Below are 20,986 nucleotides of genomic sequence, written 5' to 3'. Positions count from 1 at the left end.
CCGCCGTCCGCGCCCGGCGGACAAAAGAGCGGCGGTCTCATTTCGCGACGACGGAAAAGCGTTATGCCGTTTGGACCGGTGCGAAGGGCCGCCGGGCGGCGGCGTCCTCATTCGGCCGGACCGCCCGGTGAACCGGCGGTCCGGCGGGCCCGTCGTCGGACCCCGCCGGTAGATTCGGGGACGCTTGCGCAACGGACGGATGGGGACGCGATGCGGGTCGAACTGCTCACCGTCGGGGACGAGCTGCTCCTCGGCGACACCGTCAACGGGAACGCGGCCTGGCTCGGCCGCCGCCTCGCCGACCACGGCGTGGAGGTCACCCGGAGCGTGGTCGTCGGCGACGAGCTCGATGTGATCGTCGCGGCGGTGGAATCCGCGCTCGACCGGGCCGACGCGGTCATCACCACCGGCGGGCTCGGCCCCACCTACGACGACGTGACCCGCGACGCGCTCGCCAAGGCGGCGGGCGTCGCCCTCGTCCGCGACCCGGCACTGGAGAGGCGGCTGCGCGAGCGGGTGGCCAGGGCGGGCCGCGAGCTCCAGCCGATGGCGCTGCGCATGGCCGACGTCCCCGAGGGCGCGCGGACGCTGGCCAACTCCGCCGGCTCGGCGCCCGGCCTGCGCGTCGAACTGCCGGGCGGGGTCGTCTACGCGCTGCCGGGCGTCCCGTTCGAGATGCGCACGATCATGGACGAGACCGTGCTGCCGGAGCTGGCGGAGATCGCCGGGCTGCCCGCGGTGGCGCGCCGCACGCTGCGCACCGCCCGGCTGTGGGAGTCGGTCGTCGCGACCGCCCTCGCCGAGGTGGAGGCGATGGACGGGGTGAAGCTCGCCTACCTGCCCGATCCCGCCGAGGTGAAGGTGCGCATCACCGTCACCGGCGACGACGCCGCCGCCCGGCTGGCCGGGGTGGAGTCGCGCGTCCGCGAGCTGCTCGGCCCCTCGGTCTACGGGGTCGAGGACGAGTCGCTCGGGCTGGTCGTGCACCGGCTCCTGCTCGACCGGGGCGAGACCGCGGCCACGGCGGAGTCGCTGACCGGCGGCCTCATCGGCGCCGAGCTGACCGGGACGCCCGGGTCGTCCGCGACGTACGCGGGCGGCGTGGTGGCCTACGCCACCGATCTGAAGCGGAGACTGCTCGGCGTGCCCGGCGAACTGCTCGCCGAGCACGGGGCCGTCCACCCGGACGTGGCCGCCGCGATGGCCGCCGGAGTCCGGGACGCGCTCGGCGCTGCCTACGGGCTCGCGGTGACGGGAGTCGCCGGTCCCGACCCGCAGGACGGCCGCCCCGTGGGAACGGTCTATATCGGTTTGGCCGGACCTGGTGATCCTCCGACGGTGCTCAGCCCGAGGCTCCCGCTGCCCGGGACGGGGCCGGAGAGCCGCGCGGTCATCCGGCGCATGACCGTCGTGCACGCGCTTGAGCTGCTGAGACGCCGCCTGCTCGGGCTTGACGTCGAGGACGGGAGCGGGGAGGCTCAGGCACATCGGGAAGACAGGGGCTGATTACAGCGTTACGTTCCGAGCGAACACGAAATCAACGGTCTGCCATCGCCGCCGCCAAGGCGGGTACGGTGGAACCGGCAGATGGTCCGAACTGAGGGAGGGAGCGAGACGATGGTCCTGCTTCGCCAGCTGCTCGGTGACGTACTGCGGCAGCTGCGGCTGCGCCAGGGACGCACCCTCCGTGAGGTGTCCGCGGCCGCGCGGGTGTCACTCGGCTACCTCTCCGAGGTCGAGCGGGGGCAGAAAGAGGCCTCTTCGGAGTTGCTGTCCTCTATCTGCAAGGCCCTTGGCGTACCGCTGTCGCACGTGCTGAGGGAAGTCGCGGATCAGCTCGCCCTCGCCGAGCTGCAGCACGAGCCCGTCATGGCGGGTGCGCCGGAGCACGAGCGGATCTCCGCCGAGAGCATTCCGGAGACCCCTGAGGAGATCACCGGCGAATTCCGCGCCGACATGGTCGCCGCCTGACCGCCGGCGCGTTCATGCCCCCTGGCCGGGGCCGCGGGTGTGCGCGGCCTCACGGCATGAACTCGGCATTCACGGGGATTTTTCCGTGTTGTAGCGGGTGACCGTAACGATGCGGAAGGAGCCTGTTCATGGCGTCGATTAAGAGCACGCTCACCGAGTCGGACCAGAAGGCCGCCGGGGACGCCCTGCAGGGCGCTCTCGTCGACCTGATCGATCTCGCACTGGTGGCCAAGCAGGCGCACTGGAACCTCATCGGACGCAATTTCAAGGTCGTCCACGAGCACCTCGACGAGGTCGTCGCGCTGGCCCGCAGCGGCCAGGACGACGTGGCCGAGCGGGCCGTGGCGATCGGGGTCAACCCCGACGGCCGTGTGCGCACGGTCGCCGACCGCACGAAGCTCCCGCAGCTGGAGGCCGGCTACCTCGACGACGACAAGGTCGTCGCCGCGGTCACCGACATCCTCGCGCAGATCATCGCGCGCTTCCGGGAGCGCATCGAGGCGACCGACGAGCCCGACCAGGTGACGCAGGATCTGCTCATCAGCATCACCGCCGAGCTCGAGAAGCAGCACTGGATGTTCCAGGCGCAGACCTGACGAAGCGTCCGGGACCCCGCCGGGACTCTCCGGCAGGGCCCGAACGCGAAGGATGAGCCCCGGCCCCGCCGTCTCCGGCGGGGCCGGGGCTTTTCCGCGTTCGGCCGTGGTCCGCCGGGCAAAGCGGTGATCATGGGGGTATGCGCTCCATCTCCCGAGCCGTGGCGCTCGCCGCCGCGCTGCTCGCCCTGGCCGCCTGCGGCTCCGAAGGCGAGGGCGCGGGCCGCCCCTGCACGTTGATCGGGTCGGATCCCGGGGTGAGCCTGACCGTCCCCGACGGCTCCCGCGCGGCGTCCGCGTCCATGCGGGTGTGCTGGAACGGCGCGTGCCAGGAACCCCCGATCGAGCTGACCCCGACGTCCAAGACCGTCTCGACCGGCTGCGACGGCGACGGCCCCGACGCCGCCTGCGGCGCCTCCGCCTCCCCTGACGGGGGCAAGGCGGGCTTCGCGCGCATCCAGGGGCTGCCCAAGGCGCCCGTGCAGGTGACGCTCAAGCTGCGCGACGCGCAGGGCCGGACGTTCGTCGACGAGCGCGTCGACGCCACGCCGAAGGCCACGTTCCCGAACGGCCCCCACTGCGACGAGGGCGCCCCGCAGGTCGGGCTGACCGTCACCGGCGGCCGGGTGACCGTGCGCTGATCACGTCCGCAGGTGCTCCAGGACCGTCTCGGCGAACTCGGCGGCGAGCGGGCTCAGGGCGTCCCAACGGCGCGCGGCCCAGCCGGCGGTGAGCGGCGGCAGATCGGGGATCGGCACCAGCCGCACGTCCCCCGACCCGGTTCCCCACCCGGGCAGCGCGGGCAGGATCGCCTGGCCGAGGTCCAGCTCGGCCAGCAGGAGCGCGGTGTCCCAGTCGGCGACGCTCGTCGTGGACGTGAGGCGCACGCCGTGGCGTTCCAGATGCGTCTCCAGGTGGGAGCGGGACGTCGAGTGCGCGGGCAGTTCGATGCAGCGGATCCCGGCCAGTTCCTCCAGCGCGACCGACGCCCTCGCGGCGAGCGGATCGCCGGCGTGGACGGCGAGCATCCACGGCAGATCCCGCGACGCCCGCTGCTCCACGCCCTCCAGCGGCGGCCCGATCGTCACCCACGCGAGATCGGCCGTGTGCGAGCGGACCGCCTCCAGGCAGCGGCGGCTCGACCCGGCTGTCTCGAACTGGAGCGCGGCCTCGGGGTGCCGGGCCCGGAACGCCGCGACCCCCGCCGCCATGAAGTGCCGCACGGTCGTCGCCCCGGTCGCGACGCGGACCGTGCCCCCCACCCCGCGGCGCAGGTCGTCGAGATGCCGCAGCGCGGCGTCCAGCCCCGCGATCCCCTCCGCCGCGGCCGCGTGCAGGATGCGCCCCGCACGGGTCGGCACCACGCCCCGCGGCCGCCGCTCCAGCAGCACGAGCCCGGTCTCGCGCTCGAGCCGCTTGACGTGCTGGCTGACGGCCGACTGGCTGCACGACAGGTCCCGCGCCACCGCGCTCAGGTTCCCCGCCGCGCAGACGGCCACGAACACGCGTAGGTCGTCCAGCGTCACGGATCCAAGCTAGACCTGGGAGGCCACCAAGAAAACCCGAGAATTGACTTGGAACGGGCCCTCGGCAGACGATCTCTGCGAGGGCGCAGGATCCGGCGACCCCGTCATGGCGGCGACCCGCCCTGGAGCCTCAGAGGACAGGGCGGGCGCCGACCGGCTGGCAGCGCGGGCACCAGAAGGTCACCCGCACCGCGCCGGGAGGCCCCTGCTCCCCTCGCTCGATCAGGGAGCCGCACCTCCGGCAGGGGCGTCCTGCCCGCCCGTACACCCAGTGCTCCCGCCCGCGCCCCAGCTCACCGGTCGTGATGTGGCCGTGCCGCTCCTTGTTGGCCTCCAGCAGCCGTTGAGAGAGCCGCACGAGGCCCGGAATGTCGGGAACGTTCCCGACGGCGGTCCACGGGTTCACGCCCCGCAGGAACAGGACCTCGGCCTTGTAGACGTTGCCGATCCCGGCGACCCTCGTCTGGTCGAGCAGCGCCTCGCCGATCGCCCGCTCCGGCTCCTGCTCCAGTCGCGCGACGGCCTCGGCCGCCAGCTCCGGCCCCCACCCGGGGTCGAGGAGGTCGGGCCCAAGATGCCCGACCGCCGCGTCCTCCTCCTCGGTGCGCAGCAGCTCGACCAGCCCCAGCGAGGATCCGACCGCCTGCCACTCGGCGTTCGCCAGCACCAGCCGCACCCGGTGGTCGCGCGGGGGCGGCCCGGCCTTGCGGATCTGCCAGCGCCCCTCCATCAGCAGGTGCGTGTGGACGGTCAGCCCGCCCTCCACCCGCACCAGGAGGTGCTTGCCGCGCGAGACCGCGTCCAGGACGGTCCGCCCGCGCAGGTCGGCCGTCGCGTACCGGGGCACGCGGAAGTCCGAGCGCGTCAGGACCCGCCCCTTCAACGCCTCACGCAGGCGCCGGGCGGTCAGCCAGACGACGTCGCCTTCGGGCATCTCAGATCAGGGAGGGGCTCTCCCAGGCGGACGGGTCCTCGGTCAGCTTCCGGACGGGCGCCGGCAGCTCCCCGGCGGCGATGTGCGCGAGCGTGACCTGCTCCAGGATCGCCCGCTCGCTGGCGCGCAGCGCGATCCACACCTCCTGCAGGGACCGCGCGGGCCCCTCGTACCCCACGTGCTCGGGCCGCTCGCCCCGCACGCCGAGCAGCGGCCCGTCGATGGCGCGGATGATGTCGGCCAGCGAGATCCGCTCGGCCGGACGCGCCAGCCAGTAGCCGCCCTCGGGCCCCCGCTGGCTCCGGACGAGACCGGACCGGCGCAGCTGTCCGAGGATGTTCTCCAGGAATTTGGGCGGAATCTGCTGGGCCTCCGCGAGCTGCACCGCGGTCACCGGATGACTCCCGGCGACCGCCAGCTCGGCGGCGGCACGCAACGCGTAGTCGACCCGGGCGGACAATCGCATACGTCCATTATCCCTTGCCGATCGGACCACTCGGGTAAGGGTTCCCGTGAACACGGCGCGCCCGCCGGAACCGGGCTCCCTGTCCGGCGGACGCGCCGTGGGCGATCAGCACAACCCCAGGAACTCCGCGGCGGCCTGGGCGTTGGCTGTGGCGGCGCCGTAGGTGGCCAGGTAGGTCGCGGAGGCCGGGCGCCAGACGGGGAGGCCCATCTCCACGACGACGGTGTCGGGGCGGGCGGCCAGGAGGGCCGTGGTCAGGGCGCGCTGGCCGGCGTGGCGGTGCGCGTCCCGCAGGACGACGACGAGCCCGCGGTCCTTGGCACGGTCCAAGACACCCTCCGCCGTCCCGTCCGCGCCGCCGGCCCGGACGGCGTCGGGCGCCCACGGGTGCAGGCCCCAGGGGGTCGGGCCGACCGCGATGTTGCCGGTCGACTCGGTCTCCACGACCAGGGGCGCCCCGTTCCAGGCGGGCGGCGCGCCGGTCAGGCGGAGGGCGCGGCGGGCGGCCTCCAGGCCGGCGGACCGGTCGACGACGGCGGGGCTGCGCCCGGCCAGCCACTCCCGGAGCAGGCGGGTGCGCTCGGCCGCGGCCGCCAGCCTGGCGAGGGGGAGGCGCCCCGTCCGGACGGCCTCGTCGATCGCCGCGAGGGTGGCCTCCACGGTCTCGGCGTGCTCCTTCGGGCCGAGGCACAGCAGGTCGGCGCCCGCGATGAGGGCCCGCACGGACGCCTCCGGTATGCCGATCGCGCCGCTCGCGCCCTCCATGTCGAGCGCGTCGGTGACGATCACGCCCTCGTAGCCGAGCCGCTCGCGGAGCAGACCGCTGATCGCCTCCTGGGAGAGGGTGGCGGGCGCCCCGCGGGTGATGGACGGCAGGTTGAGGTGCCCGGTCATCACCGCCCGGGTGCCGGCCGCGATCGCGGCCCGGAACGGGACCAGCTCGCGCCGGTCCAGCAGGTCCAGGTCGGCGTCGACCAGGGGGACCGAGAGGTGGGAGTCCTCCACGGTCGCGCCGTGGCCGGGGAAGTGCTTCGCGCAGGCGGCGACGCCCGCCTCCTGCGTGCCGGTGACGGCGGCGGCGGCGTGCCGCGCGACGAGCGCGGGGTCGGAGCCGAACGAGCGGGTGCCGATCACCGGGTTGTCGTCGGCGGTGTTGACGTCGACCGACGGCGCGAAGTTGAAGTTGACGCCCACCTCGGCGAGCTCGGCCCCGAGCGAGCGGTAGATGCGGCGGGTCAGCTCCGGGTCGTCCACGGCGCCGAGCGCGGCGTTGCCCGGGTAGGGGCTGCCGGTCGCGTGGCCGCCGAGCCGGGTGACGTCGCCGCCCTCCTCGTCGATCGTGACGAACGGGTCGCCGGCCTTGCGCATCTGCGCGGTGAGCGCGGCCAGCGACTCCGGGCTCGGGACGTTGCCGGTGAGCGCGAACAGCGTGACGCCGCCGAGTCCCGCCTCCAGCTCGTCCAGCAGCCAGCGCGGCGCGGTCGCGCCGGGGAACGACGGCAGCAGCGTGCCGCGGGCGAGCCGGGCGATCTCCGCCGTGGTCGCGATGTCGTCGGTCGTCACCCCTTCACCGCCCCGGCGGTGAGGCCGGACACCATGCGGCGCTGGACGACGAGGAAGAAGGCGATGACGGGAATGGTGAGCAGCGTGGACGCTGCCATGATGGGCCCCCAGGCGTTGCCGCTGCGGCCGAAGAAGAACTGCAGCATGATCGGCAGGGTGTACTTGGTCTGGTCGTCCAGGAACGTGAACGCGAAGATGAACTCGTTCCAGGCGGTGATGAAGGAGAAGATGCTGGTCGCCACCAGGCCGGGGGCGACGAGCGGGAGCAGGACCCGGAAGAACGTCCGGACGGGTCCGGCGCCGTCGATGGCGGCGGCCTCCTCCAGTTCGCGCGGCACCGCGGCGACGAAGCCGCGCAGCATCCAGATCGCGAACGGCACGGCGAAGCCGATGTAGACGATGACGAGGCCGGCCAGGCTGTTCAGCAGGTCCAGCTGCTTCAGGTCGAGGAACAGGGGGATGACCAGCGCCTCGCACGGGACCATCTGGACCACCAGCAGCATGATCAGGAACGTCGTGCGGAAGCGGAACCGGAAGCGGGCGACGGCGATGGCGGCCATCAGCGACAGCAGCCCCGACGCCAGGACGGTGACGAGCGCCAGGATCGCGCTGTTGCGGAAGTACTCCCAGAAGGAGACCTCGGCGATGCCGCCGTTCAGGACCAGGTCGAAGTGCTCGAGCGTCGGATGGGACGGCAGCGGCCTCGGCGTCGTGCTGAAGATCTCGGTGTTGGGCTTGAAGGCGGTGGAGGCCATCCAGAAGACGGGGAACACCGCGATCACGAAGACGAGCAGCCCCGTCCCGTTCAGCAGCACCTTGCGGGCCACGCGCCTCATCGAGCGAGGGCGGGGAGCGGCCGGGCGCCGCTCGGACTCTCGGCTCATCGGGTCTCCCCCTGACGGACCATGACCCGCACGTAGAGGGCCGTGACGACGAGCAGGATGAGCGTCAGCACGAGCGCGATCGCCGAGCCCATGCCGAGCTTCGGGTTCAGCGAGCCGAACGCCTCGGAGTAGCCGTACAGCGAGAGGTTGAACGCGTCGCGGTTGGCCATCCCGGCCATGATGAACAGCTGCGTGAAGACCTTGAAGTCCCAGATGATCGACATGACGATCAGCACGAGGAAGATCGGCTTGAGCATCGGGTAGGTGAGGCTCCAGAACGTCCGCCACGGGCCCGACCCGTCCACGCGGGCCGCCTCGTACAGCTCGCCCGGGACGCTCTTCAGCCCGGCCAGCACGGACACCGCGACGAACGGGCACGCCTGCCAGACGACGCACACGGTGAGGACGGTGTAGGTGGACAGCGGCGTGGCGAACCAGTTGTAGTCGCTCCACCCGCTGCCGACCAGGAAGTCCGGCAGCAGGTCCAGGCACCAGTTGACGAGGCCGCCGGTGGTGCCGAACAGCCAGCTGAAGATGATCGCGGCGGTGACCGGCGGGGTCGCCCAGGCGACCATCACACCGCCCGCGACGAAGCCCGACATCCGCTTGCCGAGCCTGTGGAGCAGCAGGCCCACCAGCGTGCCGACGACCAGGGTGAGGGACACCGCGACGGCGGCGAACAGCACGGTGTGCCGGAGGGTCTGCCAGAAGAACGGGTCGTTGAAGATCTTGTCGAAGTTCTCGGTCCCCACCGACTCGGCCGGCTCGCCGCGCAGCTGGCGGTTGCCGACCTTCTGGAACGACATGACCCCGATCTGGATCATGGGCCAGAACATCAGGACGGCGATCACGACCACGGTGGGCGCGATCAGCAGGTAGGGCCCGAAGCGGGGCCTGCGGCGGGGGCGCGCCTGGCCGGGCGTTCTCCGGCCAGGCGCTCTCCGCACCGCGGGAGCGGTGTCGAGCATGGACGTTCCGATCAGCCGGGTCCTACGGGTTCAGCAGGGTGTTGGCCTGCTCGTTCGCCTTCTTCATCTCCTCCTCGGCGGACTTGCCCTGCATGATCGCCTTGACCGCGTTCGGCAGCACCTTCTTGGCCTGCTCGAACTCGCCCCAGCCCGCGCTGATCGGCGGGAACTTGGTGTTGCCGGCGATCGAGGTGAAGACCTCCAGCTTGGGGTCGGAGAACTTCACGTCCGACCGCATGGAGGAGAAGCCGCTGTAGTCCGCCCAGCCCTTGGCGTTCTTGGCGTTGTTCAGGACCGTGATGTAGTCGAAGGCCGCGTCCTTGGCCTTGCTGTCGTTCCACACCGCGAGGTCGGAGCCGCCCGCCATGACCGGGGCGTTGCCGCCGGTCTTGCTCGGGATCGGGAAGACGCCCCACTTGTCGGCGTTCTTCTCGGAGATCTTCTTCATCTCCTTGAGCGCCCAGCTGCCGTCGACGTACATGCCGAGCTTGCCGAGCGCGAAGTCGCGCTGCGGGCCCTCCAGCTCGTTCTTGCCGACGTACTTCTCCGGCGCGACCTTCTCGGTGGTGACGAGGCCCGCGTAGTACTTGACCGCCTCGACCGCCTGCGGCTGGTCGAGCTGCCCCTTGAAGCCGCCCTTGCCGTCGTCGACGGCGACCTCGCCGCCGTTGCCCCAGACGAAGCTGAGCAGCGCGTTGGTCTGGTCGCTCGGGATGCCGATGCCGGGGACCTTCTTGGAGTCCTGCACCTTCTTCGCCGCGGCGGTCAGGTCCGCCCACGTCTTCGGCGGCTGGATGCCGAGCTCGGAGAACCAGTCCGTCCGGTACCAGACGCCGCGGACGCCCCCGTACCACGGCACGGCGTAGGTCTTGCCGTCCGCGGTGTCGTTCTCGAGCGCGGTCTTGTTCAGCGTCTTGCCGTCCGCCCAGCCCTTGAACCGGTCGGTGATGTCGGCCAGGCTGCCCTGCTCGATGTGGGACTGGACGTCGGTGTTGCCGAGCTCGGTGACGTCGGGCCCCTCGCCTCCGGCGGCCGCCTTCTGGAACGTGGTGGCGACCTGCGGCCACGGCACGTACTTGATCTGGACGTCGGTGTTCGGGTGCTTCTGCTTGAACTCGGCCTCGACGCCGTCGAGGAACTTGGTCTGCTCGGGCGTGCCGTCGCCCATCATCCAGACCTTGAGCTGCGCCGGGTCCTTGCCCCCGCCCGCGTCGCCGTCCTTGCTGTCGCCGCCGCAGGCCGTGGCGGCCAGGGCGATCGCGGCCGTCGCGGCCGCAACCTTGATGAACTTCACTGGGGATCCTTTCCGGCATCGCCTCGCGCGGCCTTGTGGCCTGCGGTGCGGGTGGAGACGGCACGGACCCTTTAGGGTCCCAGCCATGCCCACCTCGCGTTCGCATCGCTCGCGGGCGCCCTGCTCGCCAGTCCGCGCTCTGCGCGCGCCCCCGGCCCGGGGTACCGGGCCGGTCGGCGCTTGGGCGTAAACTAACAAGAAACTTTCCTAAACAAAACTGCTCGTTAGCGGATTGAGACATCAGGGGTGCGAGGATGGCAAGACGCCCGGGAACGCCGAGGCTGCTGCGTGAGCTGAACGACCGCGCGGCGCTGGACCTGCTCGTGGAGCAGGGCCCGCTGACCCGCGCCCAGATCGGCGAGCACACCGGGTTGTCGAAGGTGACCGCGTCCCAGCTGCTGTCCCGCCTGGAGGAGCGCGGGCTCGTCTCGGTCGTGGGGGAGCAGGCCGGGGGGCGGGGCCCGAACGCCGCGCTCTACGCGGTCGTCCCGTCCAGCGCGTACGTCGCGGGCCTCGAGGTGGGGCCGGACGGGGTCACGGCGGGCGTCGCCGACATCACCGGGCACATCGTCGCCCAGGTCACCGTCGACCCGAACGGCGCCGACGACCCGGTGAAGACGGTGCACAGCGCCGTCGTCAAGGCGTGCCGCTCGGCCAAGGTCGCGGTGTCGAGGCTGAGCGCGTTCGTCATCGGGACGCCCGGCGTGGTCGACCCGCGCTCGGGCGACGTCCAGTTCTCCTTCGACCTGCCCGCCTGGCACGAGGGCGTCCTCGCCGCGCTGCGCACCGACCTGCGCCGCCCGGTGACGATCGAGAACGACGTGAACCTCGCCGCCATCGCCGAGCGCGCCTACGGGGCCGCGCGCGAGGCCGACGACTTCGCGCTCATGTGGTTCGACCGCGGCATGGGCCTGTCGGTGATGCTGGGCGGGCGGCTGCACCGCGGCCGGTGGGGCGGCGCGGGGGAGATCGGCTACCTGCCCGTGCCCGGGGCGCCGCTGCCGGTCGGCTCGGCCCGGCGCGCCGCGCGGGACGAGGGCGTCACCGAGTCGAGGAGCTGGGGGATCCCGACCCTCGCCGGCGGCTACGGGGCCCTCGTGGGCGCGGACGCGGTCCGCGCGCTCGCCCACGAGCACGGCATCGCCGAGCCCACCGCCGTGGACTGCGTCCGCGCGGCCGCCGCCGACGAGGACCGCGGCGGGGCGTTCCTCGACGAGCTCGCCGACCGCATCTCCTACGGCGTGACCTCGGTCAACATCGTCCTGGACCCCGGCCTCGTGGTGCTGTCGGGGAGCCTCGGCCGGGCCGGCGGATGGCCGCTGGCCACCCGCATCGAGGAGATCGTCGGCCGGATCAGCCCCACCCGCCCCGCCGTCGCCGTCACCGGCGTCACGGGCGACCCCGTCCTGCGCGGCGCGCTGCACGCGGCGCTGGAGCAGGCCCGCGACGACGTCTTCTCGGCCGCGGGGGCATCGTAGGAGGCGCGCGTCCGCGAGATCGGGGAGCGCCCCCGCCCCGGCGGGCGGAGGCGCTCCCCGATCGCGTTTTGGACCGTTCCTACTTGGCGGGCGCCGCCGCGACGACGGCCTCCTTGTGGCGCCGAGGGTCGTTCAGCGCGCGGTCGATGACGGTCTGGCTGATGATCTGGCGCTTGCGCCGGAGCGCGGCGGCCTTGCGTGCCGTAGGTGTCATGCCGAAACCCCGTTCCGCGGTGGCGCTGTCCCCTTGGCCACCGCAAACCCCGTGATGTGCCCATGGTCTCAAACGAAAGGGCCGGGGGGTATCCGCCCGAGGAATGAATTCGAGGTCAGACCTCCAGCGGAGGACCACCCTGGACACCTCGGGGGCCGCCGCGCTGAGATCATGGGAACGCCGTCTTCCGACCGCCCGTTTGGGGGAACCGTGAGCGACGAACCGAGGGGACGCCATGGCGCTGCGTGACCGGCTGCGGCGCCTCGTCCAGAAGCCGGGGAGCGTCGACCTGGCGCCGCTGCGCGCCCTGGCCGACGAGGCGGGCGGGCGCGAGTCCCGCGTCCGGGAGCTCTCCGACGCGGAGCTGACCGCCGCCGCGTCCGCGCTCCGCGAGAAGGAGGATCTCGCGGAGCTGTGCGCGCTCGGCAGGGAGGCCGCCCGCCGGACCCTCGGCGAACGACCCTTCGACGTGCAGCTCGTCGGGACGCTCGCGCTGCTGTCGGGGCACGTCGCGGAGATGGCCACGGGCGAGGGCAAGACCCTGTCCGGCGCCCTGGCGGCGGCCGGGTACGCGCTGCGCGGGAACCGGGTCCACGTGATGTCGGTCAACGACTACCTGGCGCGGCGCGACGCCGAGTGGATGGGCCCGCTGTACGCGATGCTGGGGGTCACCGTCGGCTGGGTCGGCCAGGCGTCCACGCCCGACGAGCGGCGCGAGGCGTACGGGGCGGACGTGACGTACGCGCCGGTCAGCGAGGTCGGGTTCGACCTCCTGCGGGACCGGCTCGCCACGAGCACCGCCGACCTCGTGCTGCCCGAGCCGTCCGTCGCCCTGATCGACGAGGCCGACTCCGTGCTGGTGGACGAGGCCATGGTGCCGCTCGTGCTCGCGGGCGCCGCCGACTCGGGCGAGGCCGACCCCCGGCACGCCGAACTCGTCCGGCGGCTGCGCCCCGGGCTGCACTACTCGACCGACGACGAGGCCCGCAACGTGCAGCTCACGGCCGCCGGGGCCCGCGAGGTGGAGCGCGTCCTCGGGCTCGACCTCTACGCGCCGGAGAACCTCGCCGCGCTCACCGCGGTGAACGTGGCACTGCACGCGGAGGTCCTGCTCCAGCGCGACGTGGACTACATCGTCCGGGACGGCGCGGTGAAGCTGATCAGCGAGTCCCGGGGCCGGGTCGCCCTGCTGCAGCGCTGGCCGGACGGCCTCCAGGCGGCGGTCGAGGCGAAGGAGGCGCTGGACGCCTCCCCGAGCGGGGAGATCCTCGACTCGATCACCGTGCAGGAGCTGATCGGCCGCTACCCCGTGCGGTGCGGCATGACGGGCACGGCGATGGCCGTCGCCGGGCAGCTGACCGAGTTCTACTCGCTGCAGATCGCGGTCGTCCCGCCGAACCGGCCGTGCGTCCGCGTCGACGAGCCCGACCGCCTCTACGCGACCGCCGCCGACAAGGAGGTCGCGATCGTCGAGGAGATCGCCGCCGCGCACGCCGGGGGCCGCCCGGTGCTGGTCGGGACCGGCGACGTCGCCGAGTCCGAACGGCTCGCCCGCCGCCTCGCCCGCGCCGGGCTTGACCGGGTCGTCCTCAACGCCAAGAACGACGCCGAAGAGGCGGCGATCATCGCGGAGGCGGGCGCGTACGGCGCGATCACCGTCTCGACGCAGATGGCGGGGCGGGGCACCGACATCCGGCTCGGCGGCAGCCCCTCGCCGACCGCCCCCGGGACGGCCCCGGCCGAGCAGGACGGGAGCGACCACGACCGGGTCGCCCGGGCCGGCGGCCTGCTGGTCATCGGGACCGGCCGCTACCACAGCAGCCGCCTGGACGACCAGCTCAGGGGCCGTGCGGGCCGGCAGGGCGACCCCGGCGGATCGGTGTTCTTCACCAGCCTCCAGGACGACCTCGTCACCCGGTACGCGCCGGACGAGGAGTCCAAGGCGTCCGCCGGAGACGACGGGCTCATCACCGACAAGGGCGCGCACTGGATCGTGGGCCACGCCCAGCGCGTCGCGGAGGGCGTCGACCTGGAGCTGCACCGCAACACGTGGCGGTACAACCAGCTGATCGGGCTCCAGCGGCGGGAGGTGCTCGCCGAGCGCGACGCCGTCCTGCGCGGCGACGCCGCCGACCGGGCCATGGCCGCCGAGGCCCCCGGGCGGCACGCCGAGCTCACCGGCGTCGCGGGCGCCGACGCGGTCGCGGCCGCGGCGCGGCAGATCGTCCTGTACCAGCTGGACCGCTGCTGGGCCGAGCACCTGGCCTTCCTCGCCGACCTGCGCGAGGGCATCCATCTGCGCTCGCTCGGCCGGGGCCTGGACCCACTGGTCGAGTTCAACCGGGAGGCCGTCCCGGCGGGCAAGCGGCTCCTCGCCGACGCGCGGAGGCGGTCGGTGGCCGCCTTCGAGGCCCTCACGGCGTCCGCCGAGGACGGTATCGACCTCGACTCCGCTGGGCTGAAGCGCCCCTCGGCGACGTGGACCTACCTCGTCCACGACAACCCGTTCGGGTCCCTGGACGAGCGGGCCCTGCGCGGGTTGATCAATATGTTCAGGGGGCGCCGGCGCTGAGCCGCCGGGGGACGATCGCCTCGGCGGCGGAGCGCGCGGCGGCCGCGGCGTCGCGGATGCCCGCGACGCTGAACGCGACCACGGCGCCCTCGTGCAGGATGAGCAGCTGGTCGGCCAGGACCCCGTCGCCGGCCAGGTCCGCGTAGAGGCCGCGCACCCAGGCCTTCTGCTCGGCGGCGACCCCGTGGACCGGGTGGGACGGGTCGGGCAGCTCGGCGCAGGCGTTCACCATCGAGCAGCCGCGCCCGCACTCGGTGGCCAGCCACTCGCCGAGGGCGTCGAACGTGGCGAGGACCCGCTCGCGGGGGCCGACCGCCCCGGCTATCCGCTCGGTCGTGTAGGCGCGCCACCGCTCGTCGCGGGTGCGCAGGTAGGCGAGGATCAGCGCGTCCTTGGAGCCGAACCGGTCATAGACGGTCTTCTTCGTCACGCCCGCCTCTGCCGCGATCAGCTCCATGCCTACCGAGCCGATGCCGCGCTCGTAGAACAGCTCGCTCGCGACCTGGAGCACTCGCCGGGCCGCCGGGGTGAGCGGCCGGTCCTGCACGGGCATCGCGGCTCCTTCGAAGGGGTGACTTCAAGTATACATACCGGTATGGCTACGGTGTAGGTATACCGGTATGTATACCTGAGGAGGATCCGTGGATCAGCGCCGATCGGACGTCCTGCTGGGCGCCGCGTTCGTCGTCATGTGGAGCTCCGGGTTCATCGCGGCCGAGCTCGGCGCCCGGTCAGCGCCCGCGAGCGCGCTGCTGGCCTGGCGGTTCATCATCGGCGGCGGCGCGCTCGGGGCATGGCTGCTGTGGCGCCGGCGCCGGATCCCGCCCCGGGACCTGGCCCTGCACGCCCTCATCGGGATGCTGAGCCAGGTCGGTTACCTCTCCGGCGTGTTCCTCGCCGCCGAGTACGGCGTCGCCGCGGGGATCAACAGCCTCGTGACGGCGTTGCAGCCGCTCGTCGCGGTCGCGCTCGCCGGGCCCGTGCTCGGCGAGCGCGTCGGCCGCCGCCGGTTCGCCGGGTTCACCGCGGGACTCGGCGGCGTCGCCCTCGTCGTCGGTGGCGACCTCGGCGGCGGCGCCCCGGCCTGGGCGTACGCGCTGCCGTTCGCCGCGATGCTCTCCCTCGTCTGCGCCACCCTCGTCGAACGGCGCGTCCGGCCCTCGCTCGGGCTCCCGGAGGCCCTGGCCGTCCAGGCGCTCGTGAGCGCGGTGGTCTTCTCGGGCTTCGCCGGTGCGGCCGGGTCCCTGCTCCCGCCGACCGGCCCCGTGTTCTGGACGGCCATCGCCATCTCCGTCCTGCCTGCGATGCTCGGCGGGTACGGGCTGTACTGGGTCAACGTCCGGCGGACGGGCATCGCCCGCGTCTCCGCGCTGCTCTACCTCACCCCGCCCACGACGATGCTGCTGGGCTGGCTGATGTTCGGCACCACGCTCACCCTGCCGTCGCTGCTCGGCGTGCTGGTGTGCGCCGTCGCCGTGACGGTGGCCCTCCGGGACCCGGAAGGTCAGGAGCGCAGCCGCAGCCCGCGCGGAGTGGGATGGAACCCCGCCGACTCCAGGGCGGCCGCGAGCGGGGAGTCGCCGATCGCCTCGCCGTCCGCGCGTTCCACGGTCAGCTTGCCGAGCGCCCCCTCGCGGACCGCGAGGGCGAGCGCGTCCACGGCCGGTTGCAGGACGCGCGAGTCGTCGTCCCAGGTCAGGAGCGTCCGGCCGCCGCGTTCGACGTAGAGGGCCAGGCGGCCTTCGACGAGGACGACGAGGGCGCCCGCCTTGCGGCCGGGCTTGTGACCGCTGGCGACCTCGTCGTCGCGCTCCGGCCACGGCAGGGCCGCGCCGTACGGGTTGGCGGGGTCGGCCGCCGCCAGGACGAGCGCGCGGACCTCGGGCTTGGAGGGCGTCTCCCAGAGGGCGGAGATGTCGTCCGGTGCGGCGGCCGCCGCCGGGCGGAGCGCGCGGAGCCGGTCGACGGCCCCCGGCAGCGCGAACTGGGCGGCCCCCAGGCCCTCGACGAAGTACCCCCGCCGGCAGCGGCCCGTCTCCTCGAAGGCGCGCAGGACCGGGTACACGGCGGAGAAGCCGCCGGGGGTGCGTTCGGCCGCTACGGCACCGCGTATGACGATGCCGTACCGCTCCAGGAGCGCTTCGGCGAGGGCGTGCGAGCGCAGAGTCGCGGTGGGCTCGCGCTCGGGGAGCGGCCACCAGCGTCCCGCGACGGTGGGCGGACCCGTCCGGGACGGCAGGACGGGACGCCCGCGGCGCGTCGTGCGGGAACGGTGCGTCGGGCGGCCGGAGCCGAGCGCGGAGCGCAGCGGTGCCAGCGTGTCGTTGGTGAGGTGACCGGACCAGACGAGATCCCACACGGCGGTGACGAGGTCGGCGTCGCTCGCGGTGACCTGCTTGTTCACGCGGTCGGACAGCGTGCGGAAGAACAGCGCGCCCCCGTCGCCGAGCGCGTCCAGGACGGCCTCGTGCGCGGGGGTGAGCGTGATCTCGGCCGGTTGCGGCATGAGCAGGGGTGCCGTGTCGGCCAGGTACAGCGCCACCCAGCCGTCGCCACCCGGCAGACCGCCCTGGCCCGCCCACACGACCTCGCCCGCGGAGGTCAGCTCGTCGAGCATGGCGGGGGTGTAGCCGGGCACCCGCGACGGCAGGACCAGCGACTCCAGCGCGGACGCGGGCACGGCCGCGCCCTGCAGCTGCTCGACCGCCTGCACGAGCGCGTCGATGCCCCGCAGCCGCGATCCCCCCGAGATGCCGTGCCAGGCGGGGAGGAACCGGCCGAGCGACTCCGGCGGGGACGGCTCGACCTCGGCGCGCAGGCGCGCCAGAGAGCGGCGCCGCAGCATGCGCAGCACGCCGGTGTCGCACCATTCGGTCGTCAGCGGACCCGCCACGGACCCGACCGGCAGGAACTCGCCCTCGACGACCCGCCCCGCGCCCGACAACCGCCGCAGGGTCTCGGCGACCACGGCGACGCCGAGCCCGAAGCGGGCGGCGGCGTCGGCCGCCCGGAAGGGCCCGTGCGTGCGCGCGTACCGGGAGACCAGGTCGCCGAGCGGGTCGTCGACCGGTTCGAGGAACGCCTCGGGGACCCCCACCGGCAGCGGCGCGCCGAGCGCGTCCCGCAGCCGCCCGGCGTCCTCGATCGCGGCCCAGCGCTCCTGCCCGGCGATCCGCACCCGGATGGCCCGCCGCGTCGCCTCCAGCTCCGCCAACCACCGCGAAACCTGGACGAGCACCCCGTCCGGGACACCCCCGCCCACCGCCGCGGCGCCAGCCTCCCCCACACGGGCCTCTTCCGAGGCGACGGTCTCCGCCCCGGCCGGGGCCGGACCGGCCGTCTCCGCCTTGGCTGCCGCGTCCGGTGGGGCGCCGGCCCCCGCGGGGAGGGTGCGTTCGACAGCCTCGGCCGTGGTGAGCGGGCCGAGGGCGCGCAGGAGGTCGGCGACGCCCTCCATGTCGCGGGCGCGGCGGTCGGCGGCGAGCCGCTGGAGCTCGCGCTCGGTCTCGGCGACGGCGTCGGGGTCGAGCAGCTCTCGCAGGTCGGCCTGGCCGAGCAGCTCCGCGAGGAGCGCCGAGTCGAGTGCGAGGGCCTGCGCGCGGCGCTCCGCCAGGGGCGAATCACCCTCGTACATGAACGCGCCGACGTAGTGGAACAGCAGGGAGCGCGCGTAGGGGGACGGCTCGGAGGTCTCCACCTCCACCATGCGGACCTTGCGGCCCGACATGTCGCGCATGAGCTGCACCAGGCCGGGGACGTCGAACACGTCCTGCAGGCACTCGCGCATGGTCTCCAGCACGATCGGGAACGACGGGTACTTGCTCGCCACGGCCAGGAGCTGCGCGGCGCGCTGGCGCTGCTGCCAGAGGGGCATGCGCTTGTCGGGGCGGCGGCGGGGGAGCAGCAGCGACCGCGCCGCGCACTCGCGGAACCGGGCGGCGAACAGCGCCGAGCCGCCGAGCTCGTCGACGACGATGCGCTCGATGTCGTCGGCGTCGAAGACGGCCAGGTCGAGGCCGGGAGGCTCGTCCATGTCCGGGATGCGGATGACGATGCCGTCGTCGGCGTGCATGGCCTGCGCGTCGACCCCGTACCGCTCGCGCAGGCGCCCGGCTATGGCGAGCGCCCAGGGCGCGTGCACGCGCGCGCCCAGTGGGGAGTGGACGACCATGCGCCAGTCGCCGAGCTCGTCGCGGAAGCGTTCGACGACCATTGTGCGGTCGTCGGGCACGTGGCCGGTGGCCTCGCGCTGCTCGTTCAGGTAGGAGACGAGGTTGGCGGAGGCCCAGCCGTCCAGGCCGGAGGCGGCGACGCGACCCTGCGCCTCCTCCGGGGAAAGCCCGAGCAGCTCCCGGGTGAACGACCCGAGCGCGCGGCCCAGTTCGGCGGGACGCCCCAGCGTGTCGCCGTGCCAGAACGGCAACTTGCCGGGCTGGCCCGGGGCAGGGGAGACGAGCACCCGGTCGGGGGTGATGTCCTCGATCCGCCAGGAGCTCGCCCCGAGGACGAACACGTCCCCCACGCGCGACTCGTACACCATCTCCTCGTCGAGCTCGCCGACGCGCGACGCCTTCTCGCCGACGAGGAACACTCCGAACAGGCCGCGGTCGGGGATCGTCCCGCCGCTGGTCACGGCGAGCCGCTGGGCGCCGGGACGGTCGCGCAGGACGCCGGTCACGCGGTCCCAGACGAGGCGGGGGCGCAGCTCGCCGAACTCGTCGCTGGGGTAGCGCCCGGCGAGCATGTCGAGGGACGCCTCCAGCGCCGAGCGGGGGAGCGTGGCGTAGGGGGCGGCGCGCTTGACGAGGGTCTCGAGGTCGTCGACCGTCCACTCGTCCATGGAGACCATCGCGACGATCTGCTGGGCGAGGACGTCGAGGGGGTTGCGCGGGTACCGCAGCTCCTCGATCTCGCCGCCGCGCATGCGCTCGGCCACCACGGCCGTCTGGACGAGGTCGCCCCGGTACTTGGGGAAGATGACGCCCTTGGACACGGCGCCCACCTGGTGGCCGGCCCGCCCGACCCGCTGGAGCCCGTTGGCCACCGAAGGCGGCGACTCCACCTGGACGACGAGGTCCACCGCGCCCATGTCGATGCCCAGTTCCAGGCTGGACGTCGCCACGACCGCGGGGAGGCGGCCCTCCTTCAGGGCGTTCTCGATGCCCGCCCGCTCCTCCTTGGAGACGGAGCCGTGGTGCGCTCTGGCGATCTCTGTGGGCGCCCCCTTGGCGGCACCCGCCTGGGCCATCGTCTCCGCGGGGGAGTGGCCCTCCGGCAGGGGTTCGCCCATGGCACGTTCGTAGGCGAGCTCGTTCAGCCGCCCGCACAGCCGCTCGGCCAGGCGTCGGGAGTTGGCGAACACCAGCGTCGAGCGATGCGCCTGGATCAGGTCGAGCAGGCGGTCTTCCACGTGGGGCCAGATGCTGCGCTGGCGCGGGTCGGCCGTGCCCGAGTCGTCGACGAACCGGCCCACCTCGCCCATGTCCTCCACGGGGACGACGATGTCGAGATCGAAGACCTTCTCCGAACGCGGCTGGACGACGGCGGCCGGCCGCGGCCCGCCCAGGAACGCCGCGACCTCGCCGGCGGGACGGACCGTCGCCGACAGGCCGATGCGCTGGGCGGGGCGTTCGAGGAGCGCGTCCAGCCGTTCGAGGGACAGCGCGAGGTGCGCGCCGCGCTTGGTGCCCGCCACGGCGTGCACCTCGTCGACGATGACGGTCTCCACCCCGCGCAGCGACTCGCGCGCCCGCGAGGTGAGGATCAGGAACAGCGACTCCGGCGTCGTGATCAGGATGTCGGGCGGCTTGACGGCCAGCCGGCGGCGCTCGTCGGCCGGGGTGTCGCCCGACCGCATTCCGACGCGGACGCCGGGTTCGGGCAGGCCGAGGCGGCGCGCCGCGTGGCGGATGCCGGTCAGCGGGGCGCGCAGGTTGCGCTCGACGTCGACGGCGAGGGCCTTCAGCGGCGACACGTACAGGACGCGGCAGCGGCGCAGCGCGTCTTCGGGGACGGGCTCGGTGGCGAGCCGGTCGAGGGACCAGAGGAACGCCGCGAGGGTCTTGCCTGACCCGGTCGGCGCCACGACGAGCGTGTTGTCGCCGCCGGCGATGGACTCCCAGGCCCCGGACTGGGCGGGGGTGGGCGCGGCGAACGCCCCGGTGAACCAGGCACGGGTCGCCGGGGAGAAGCGTTCGAGCACGTCACCGCCCATGGCGCCATACTGCCTCGCGCGTCGGACAGAATGCGCCCGCGTGGCGCGCGTCACAAAAACCCGAGCGAAGCGAGGCGGGGGTGTGGGGGTCGTCCCCCACAGGGGGCAGGTGCGAAGCGAGGCCGGGGGTGTGGGGGTCGTCCCCCACAGGGGGCTGGTGCGAAGCGAGGCCGGGGGTGTGGGGGTCGTTCCCTCCAGGGGGCAGGTGAGCGGAGCGAGGCGGGGGTATTGGGGGGCGTGCTGCCGCAGGAAGTATTGTAAGCAAGCGCTTGTGTGGGCAAGGTGGGGCAGGCCCATGTCCCGTAT

General features: G+C 73.5%; 16 protein-coding genes and 1 pseudogene. 7 read left to right on the top strand and 10 right to left on the bottom strand.

Going from position 1 to position 20,986, the window contains the following annotated elements:
* Window positions 1-210: 210 nt before the first annotated feature.
* The 4 genes from FKD65_RS11275 (at window position 211) to FKD65_RS11260 (ending at window position 3,208) form a co-directional block, all read left to right on the top strand.
* Complete coding sequence (locus FKD65_RS11275; protein ID WP_141577404.1) at window positions 211-1,506, top strand: CinA family nicotinamide mononucleotide deamidase-related protein; 1,296 nt, start codon at window positions 211-213, stop codon at window positions 1,504-1,506.
* Window positions 1,507-1,617: 111 nt separating this feature from the next.
* Window positions 1,618-1,971, top strand: a complete 354-nt coding sequence (locus FKD65_RS11270) for a helix-turn-helix domain-containing protein (protein ID WP_141577403.1) — start codon at window positions 1,618-1,620, stop codon at window positions 1,969-1,971.
* A gap of 128 nt (window positions 1,972-2,099) precedes the next feature.
* Window positions 2,100-2,567: a Dps family protein gene (locus FKD65_RS11265; protein ID WP_141577402.1), complete on the top strand. Its 468-nt coding sequence runs from the start codon at window positions 2,100-2,102 to the stop codon at window positions 2,565-2,567.
* Between the two features lie 140 nt (window positions 2,568-2,707).
* On the top strand, window positions 2,708-3,208 hold the full coding sequence (locus FKD65_RS11260) for a hypothetical protein (protein WP_141577401.1): 501 nt from the start codon (window positions 2,708-2,710) through the stop codon (window positions 3,206-3,208).
* Here FKD65_RS11260 and FKD65_RS11255 read toward each other — a convergent pair whose 3' ends face one another.
* From FKD65_RS11255 to FKD65_RS11225, 7 genes are all read right to left on the bottom strand, one after another.
* Window positions 3,209-4,093 carry a LysR family transcriptional regulator gene (locus tag FKD65_RS11255; RefSeq protein ID WP_141577400.1) on the bottom strand — a complete coding sequence of 295 codons (885 nt, stop codon included), beginning with the start codon at window positions 4,091-4,093 and terminating at the stop codon, window positions 3,209-3,211.
* Window positions 4,094-4,223: 130 nt separating this feature from the next.
* Window positions 4,224-5,027, bottom strand: coding sequence for a DNA-formamidopyrimidine glycosylase family protein (locus FKD65_RS11250; RefSeq protein WP_141577399.1), 804 nt, complete (start codon window positions 5,025-5,027; stop codon window positions 4,224-4,226).
* Window position 5,028: 1 nt separating this feature from the next.
* Window positions 5,029-5,493 (bottom strand): Rrf2 family transcriptional regulator, encoded by a 465-nt coding sequence (locus FKD65_RS11245; RefSeq protein WP_141577398.1) that lies wholly within the window; start codon window positions 5,491-5,493, stop codon window positions 5,029-5,031.
* A 105-nt stretch (window positions 5,494-5,598) separates the two neighbouring features.
* Window positions 5,599-7,056, bottom strand: a complete 1,458-nt coding sequence (locus tag FKD65_RS11240) for a glycoside hydrolase family 3 protein (protein WP_240810084.1) — start codon at window positions 7,054-7,056, stop codon at window positions 5,599-5,601.
* Window positions 7,053-7,892 carry a carbohydrate ABC transporter permease gene (locus tag FKD65_RS11235; protein ID WP_240810316.1) on the bottom strand — a complete coding sequence of 280 codons (840 nt, stop codon included), beginning with the start codon at window positions 7,890-7,892 and terminating at the stop codon, window positions 7,053-7,055. The genes FKD65_RS11240 and FKD65_RS11235 overlap by 4 nt, the downstream gene beginning before the upstream one ends.
* 44 nt (window positions 7,893-7,936) lie before the next feature.
* A complete protein-coding gene (locus FKD65_RS11230; RefSeq protein WP_141577397.1) occupies window positions 7,937-8,908 on the bottom strand; it encodes a carbohydrate ABC transporter permease in 972 nt (323 codons plus the stop codon).
* A gap of 22 nt (window positions 8,909-8,930) precedes the next feature.
* Window positions 8,931-10,202 carry an extracellular solute-binding protein gene (locus FKD65_RS11225; RefSeq protein ID WP_141577396.1) on the bottom strand — a complete coding sequence of 424 codons (1,272 nt, stop codon included), beginning with the start codon at window positions 10,200-10,202 and terminating at the stop codon, window positions 8,931-8,933.
* A gap of 254 nt (window positions 10,203-10,456) precedes the next feature.
* Between FKD65_RS11225 and FKD65_RS11220 the strand changes: the two genes are divergently transcribed.
* On the top strand, window positions 10,457-11,680 hold the full coding sequence (locus tag FKD65_RS11220; RefSeq protein WP_141577395.1) for an ROK family transcriptional regulator: 1,224 nt from the start codon (window positions 10,457-10,459) through the stop codon (window positions 11,678-11,680).
* Window positions 11,681-11,759: 79 nt separating this feature from the next.
* Here FKD65_RS11220 and FKD65_RS46220 read toward each other — a convergent pair whose 3' ends face one another.
* Entirely contained in the window at window positions 11,760-11,894 is a 135-nt protein-coding gene (locus tag FKD65_RS46220; protein ID WP_302931595.1) for a hypothetical protein, read from the bottom strand.
* Window positions 11,895-12,129: 235 nt separating this feature from the next.
* Between FKD65_RS46220 and secA2 the strand changes: the two genes are divergently transcribed.
* Window positions 12,130-14,466, top strand: a complete 2,337-nt coding sequence (gene secA2 / locus FKD65_RS11215) for an accessory Sec system translocase SecA2 (protein ID WP_141577394.1) — start codon at window positions 12,130-12,132, stop codon at window positions 14,464-14,466.
* Here the strand turns inward: secA2 and FKD65_RS11210 are convergent.
* The gene (locus FKD65_RS11210) at window positions 14,447-15,019 is read right to left on the bottom strand and encodes a TetR/AcrR family transcriptional regulator (RefSeq protein WP_141577393.1); all 573 of its coding nucleotides are present in this window, start codon (window positions 15,017-15,019) and stop codon (window positions 14,447-14,449) included. The two genes, secA2 and FKD65_RS11210, sit on opposite strands and share 20 nt — an antisense overlap.
* A gap of 88 nt (window positions 15,020-15,107) precedes the next feature.
* On the opposite strand from FKD65_RS11210, the pseudogene FKD65_RS11205 reads away from it, so the two are divergent.
* Window positions 15,108-15,941 (top strand): annotated as a pseudogene (locus tag FKD65_RS11205) (DMT family transporter); the annotation flags it as partial.
* Between the two features lie 29 nt (window positions 15,942-15,970).
* On the opposite strand, the gene FKD65_RS11200 reads toward FKD65_RS11205, so the two are convergent.
* Window positions 15,971-20,680: a DEAD/DEAH box helicase gene (locus tag FKD65_RS11200; RefSeq protein ID WP_141577392.1), complete on the bottom strand. Its 4,710-nt coding sequence runs from the start codon at window positions 20,678-20,680 to the stop codon at window positions 15,971-15,973.
* Window positions 20,681-20,986: the final 306 nt, after the last annotated feature.

Source organism: Actinomadura sp. WMMA1423, assembly GCF_006547145.1.
GTDB lineage: Bacteria > Actinomycetota > Actinomycetes > Streptosporangiales > Streptosporangiaceae > Spirillospora.
Note: the sequence above shows the minus strand (reverse complement) of the source record. Positions and strands in the feature narration are given on the sequence as shown.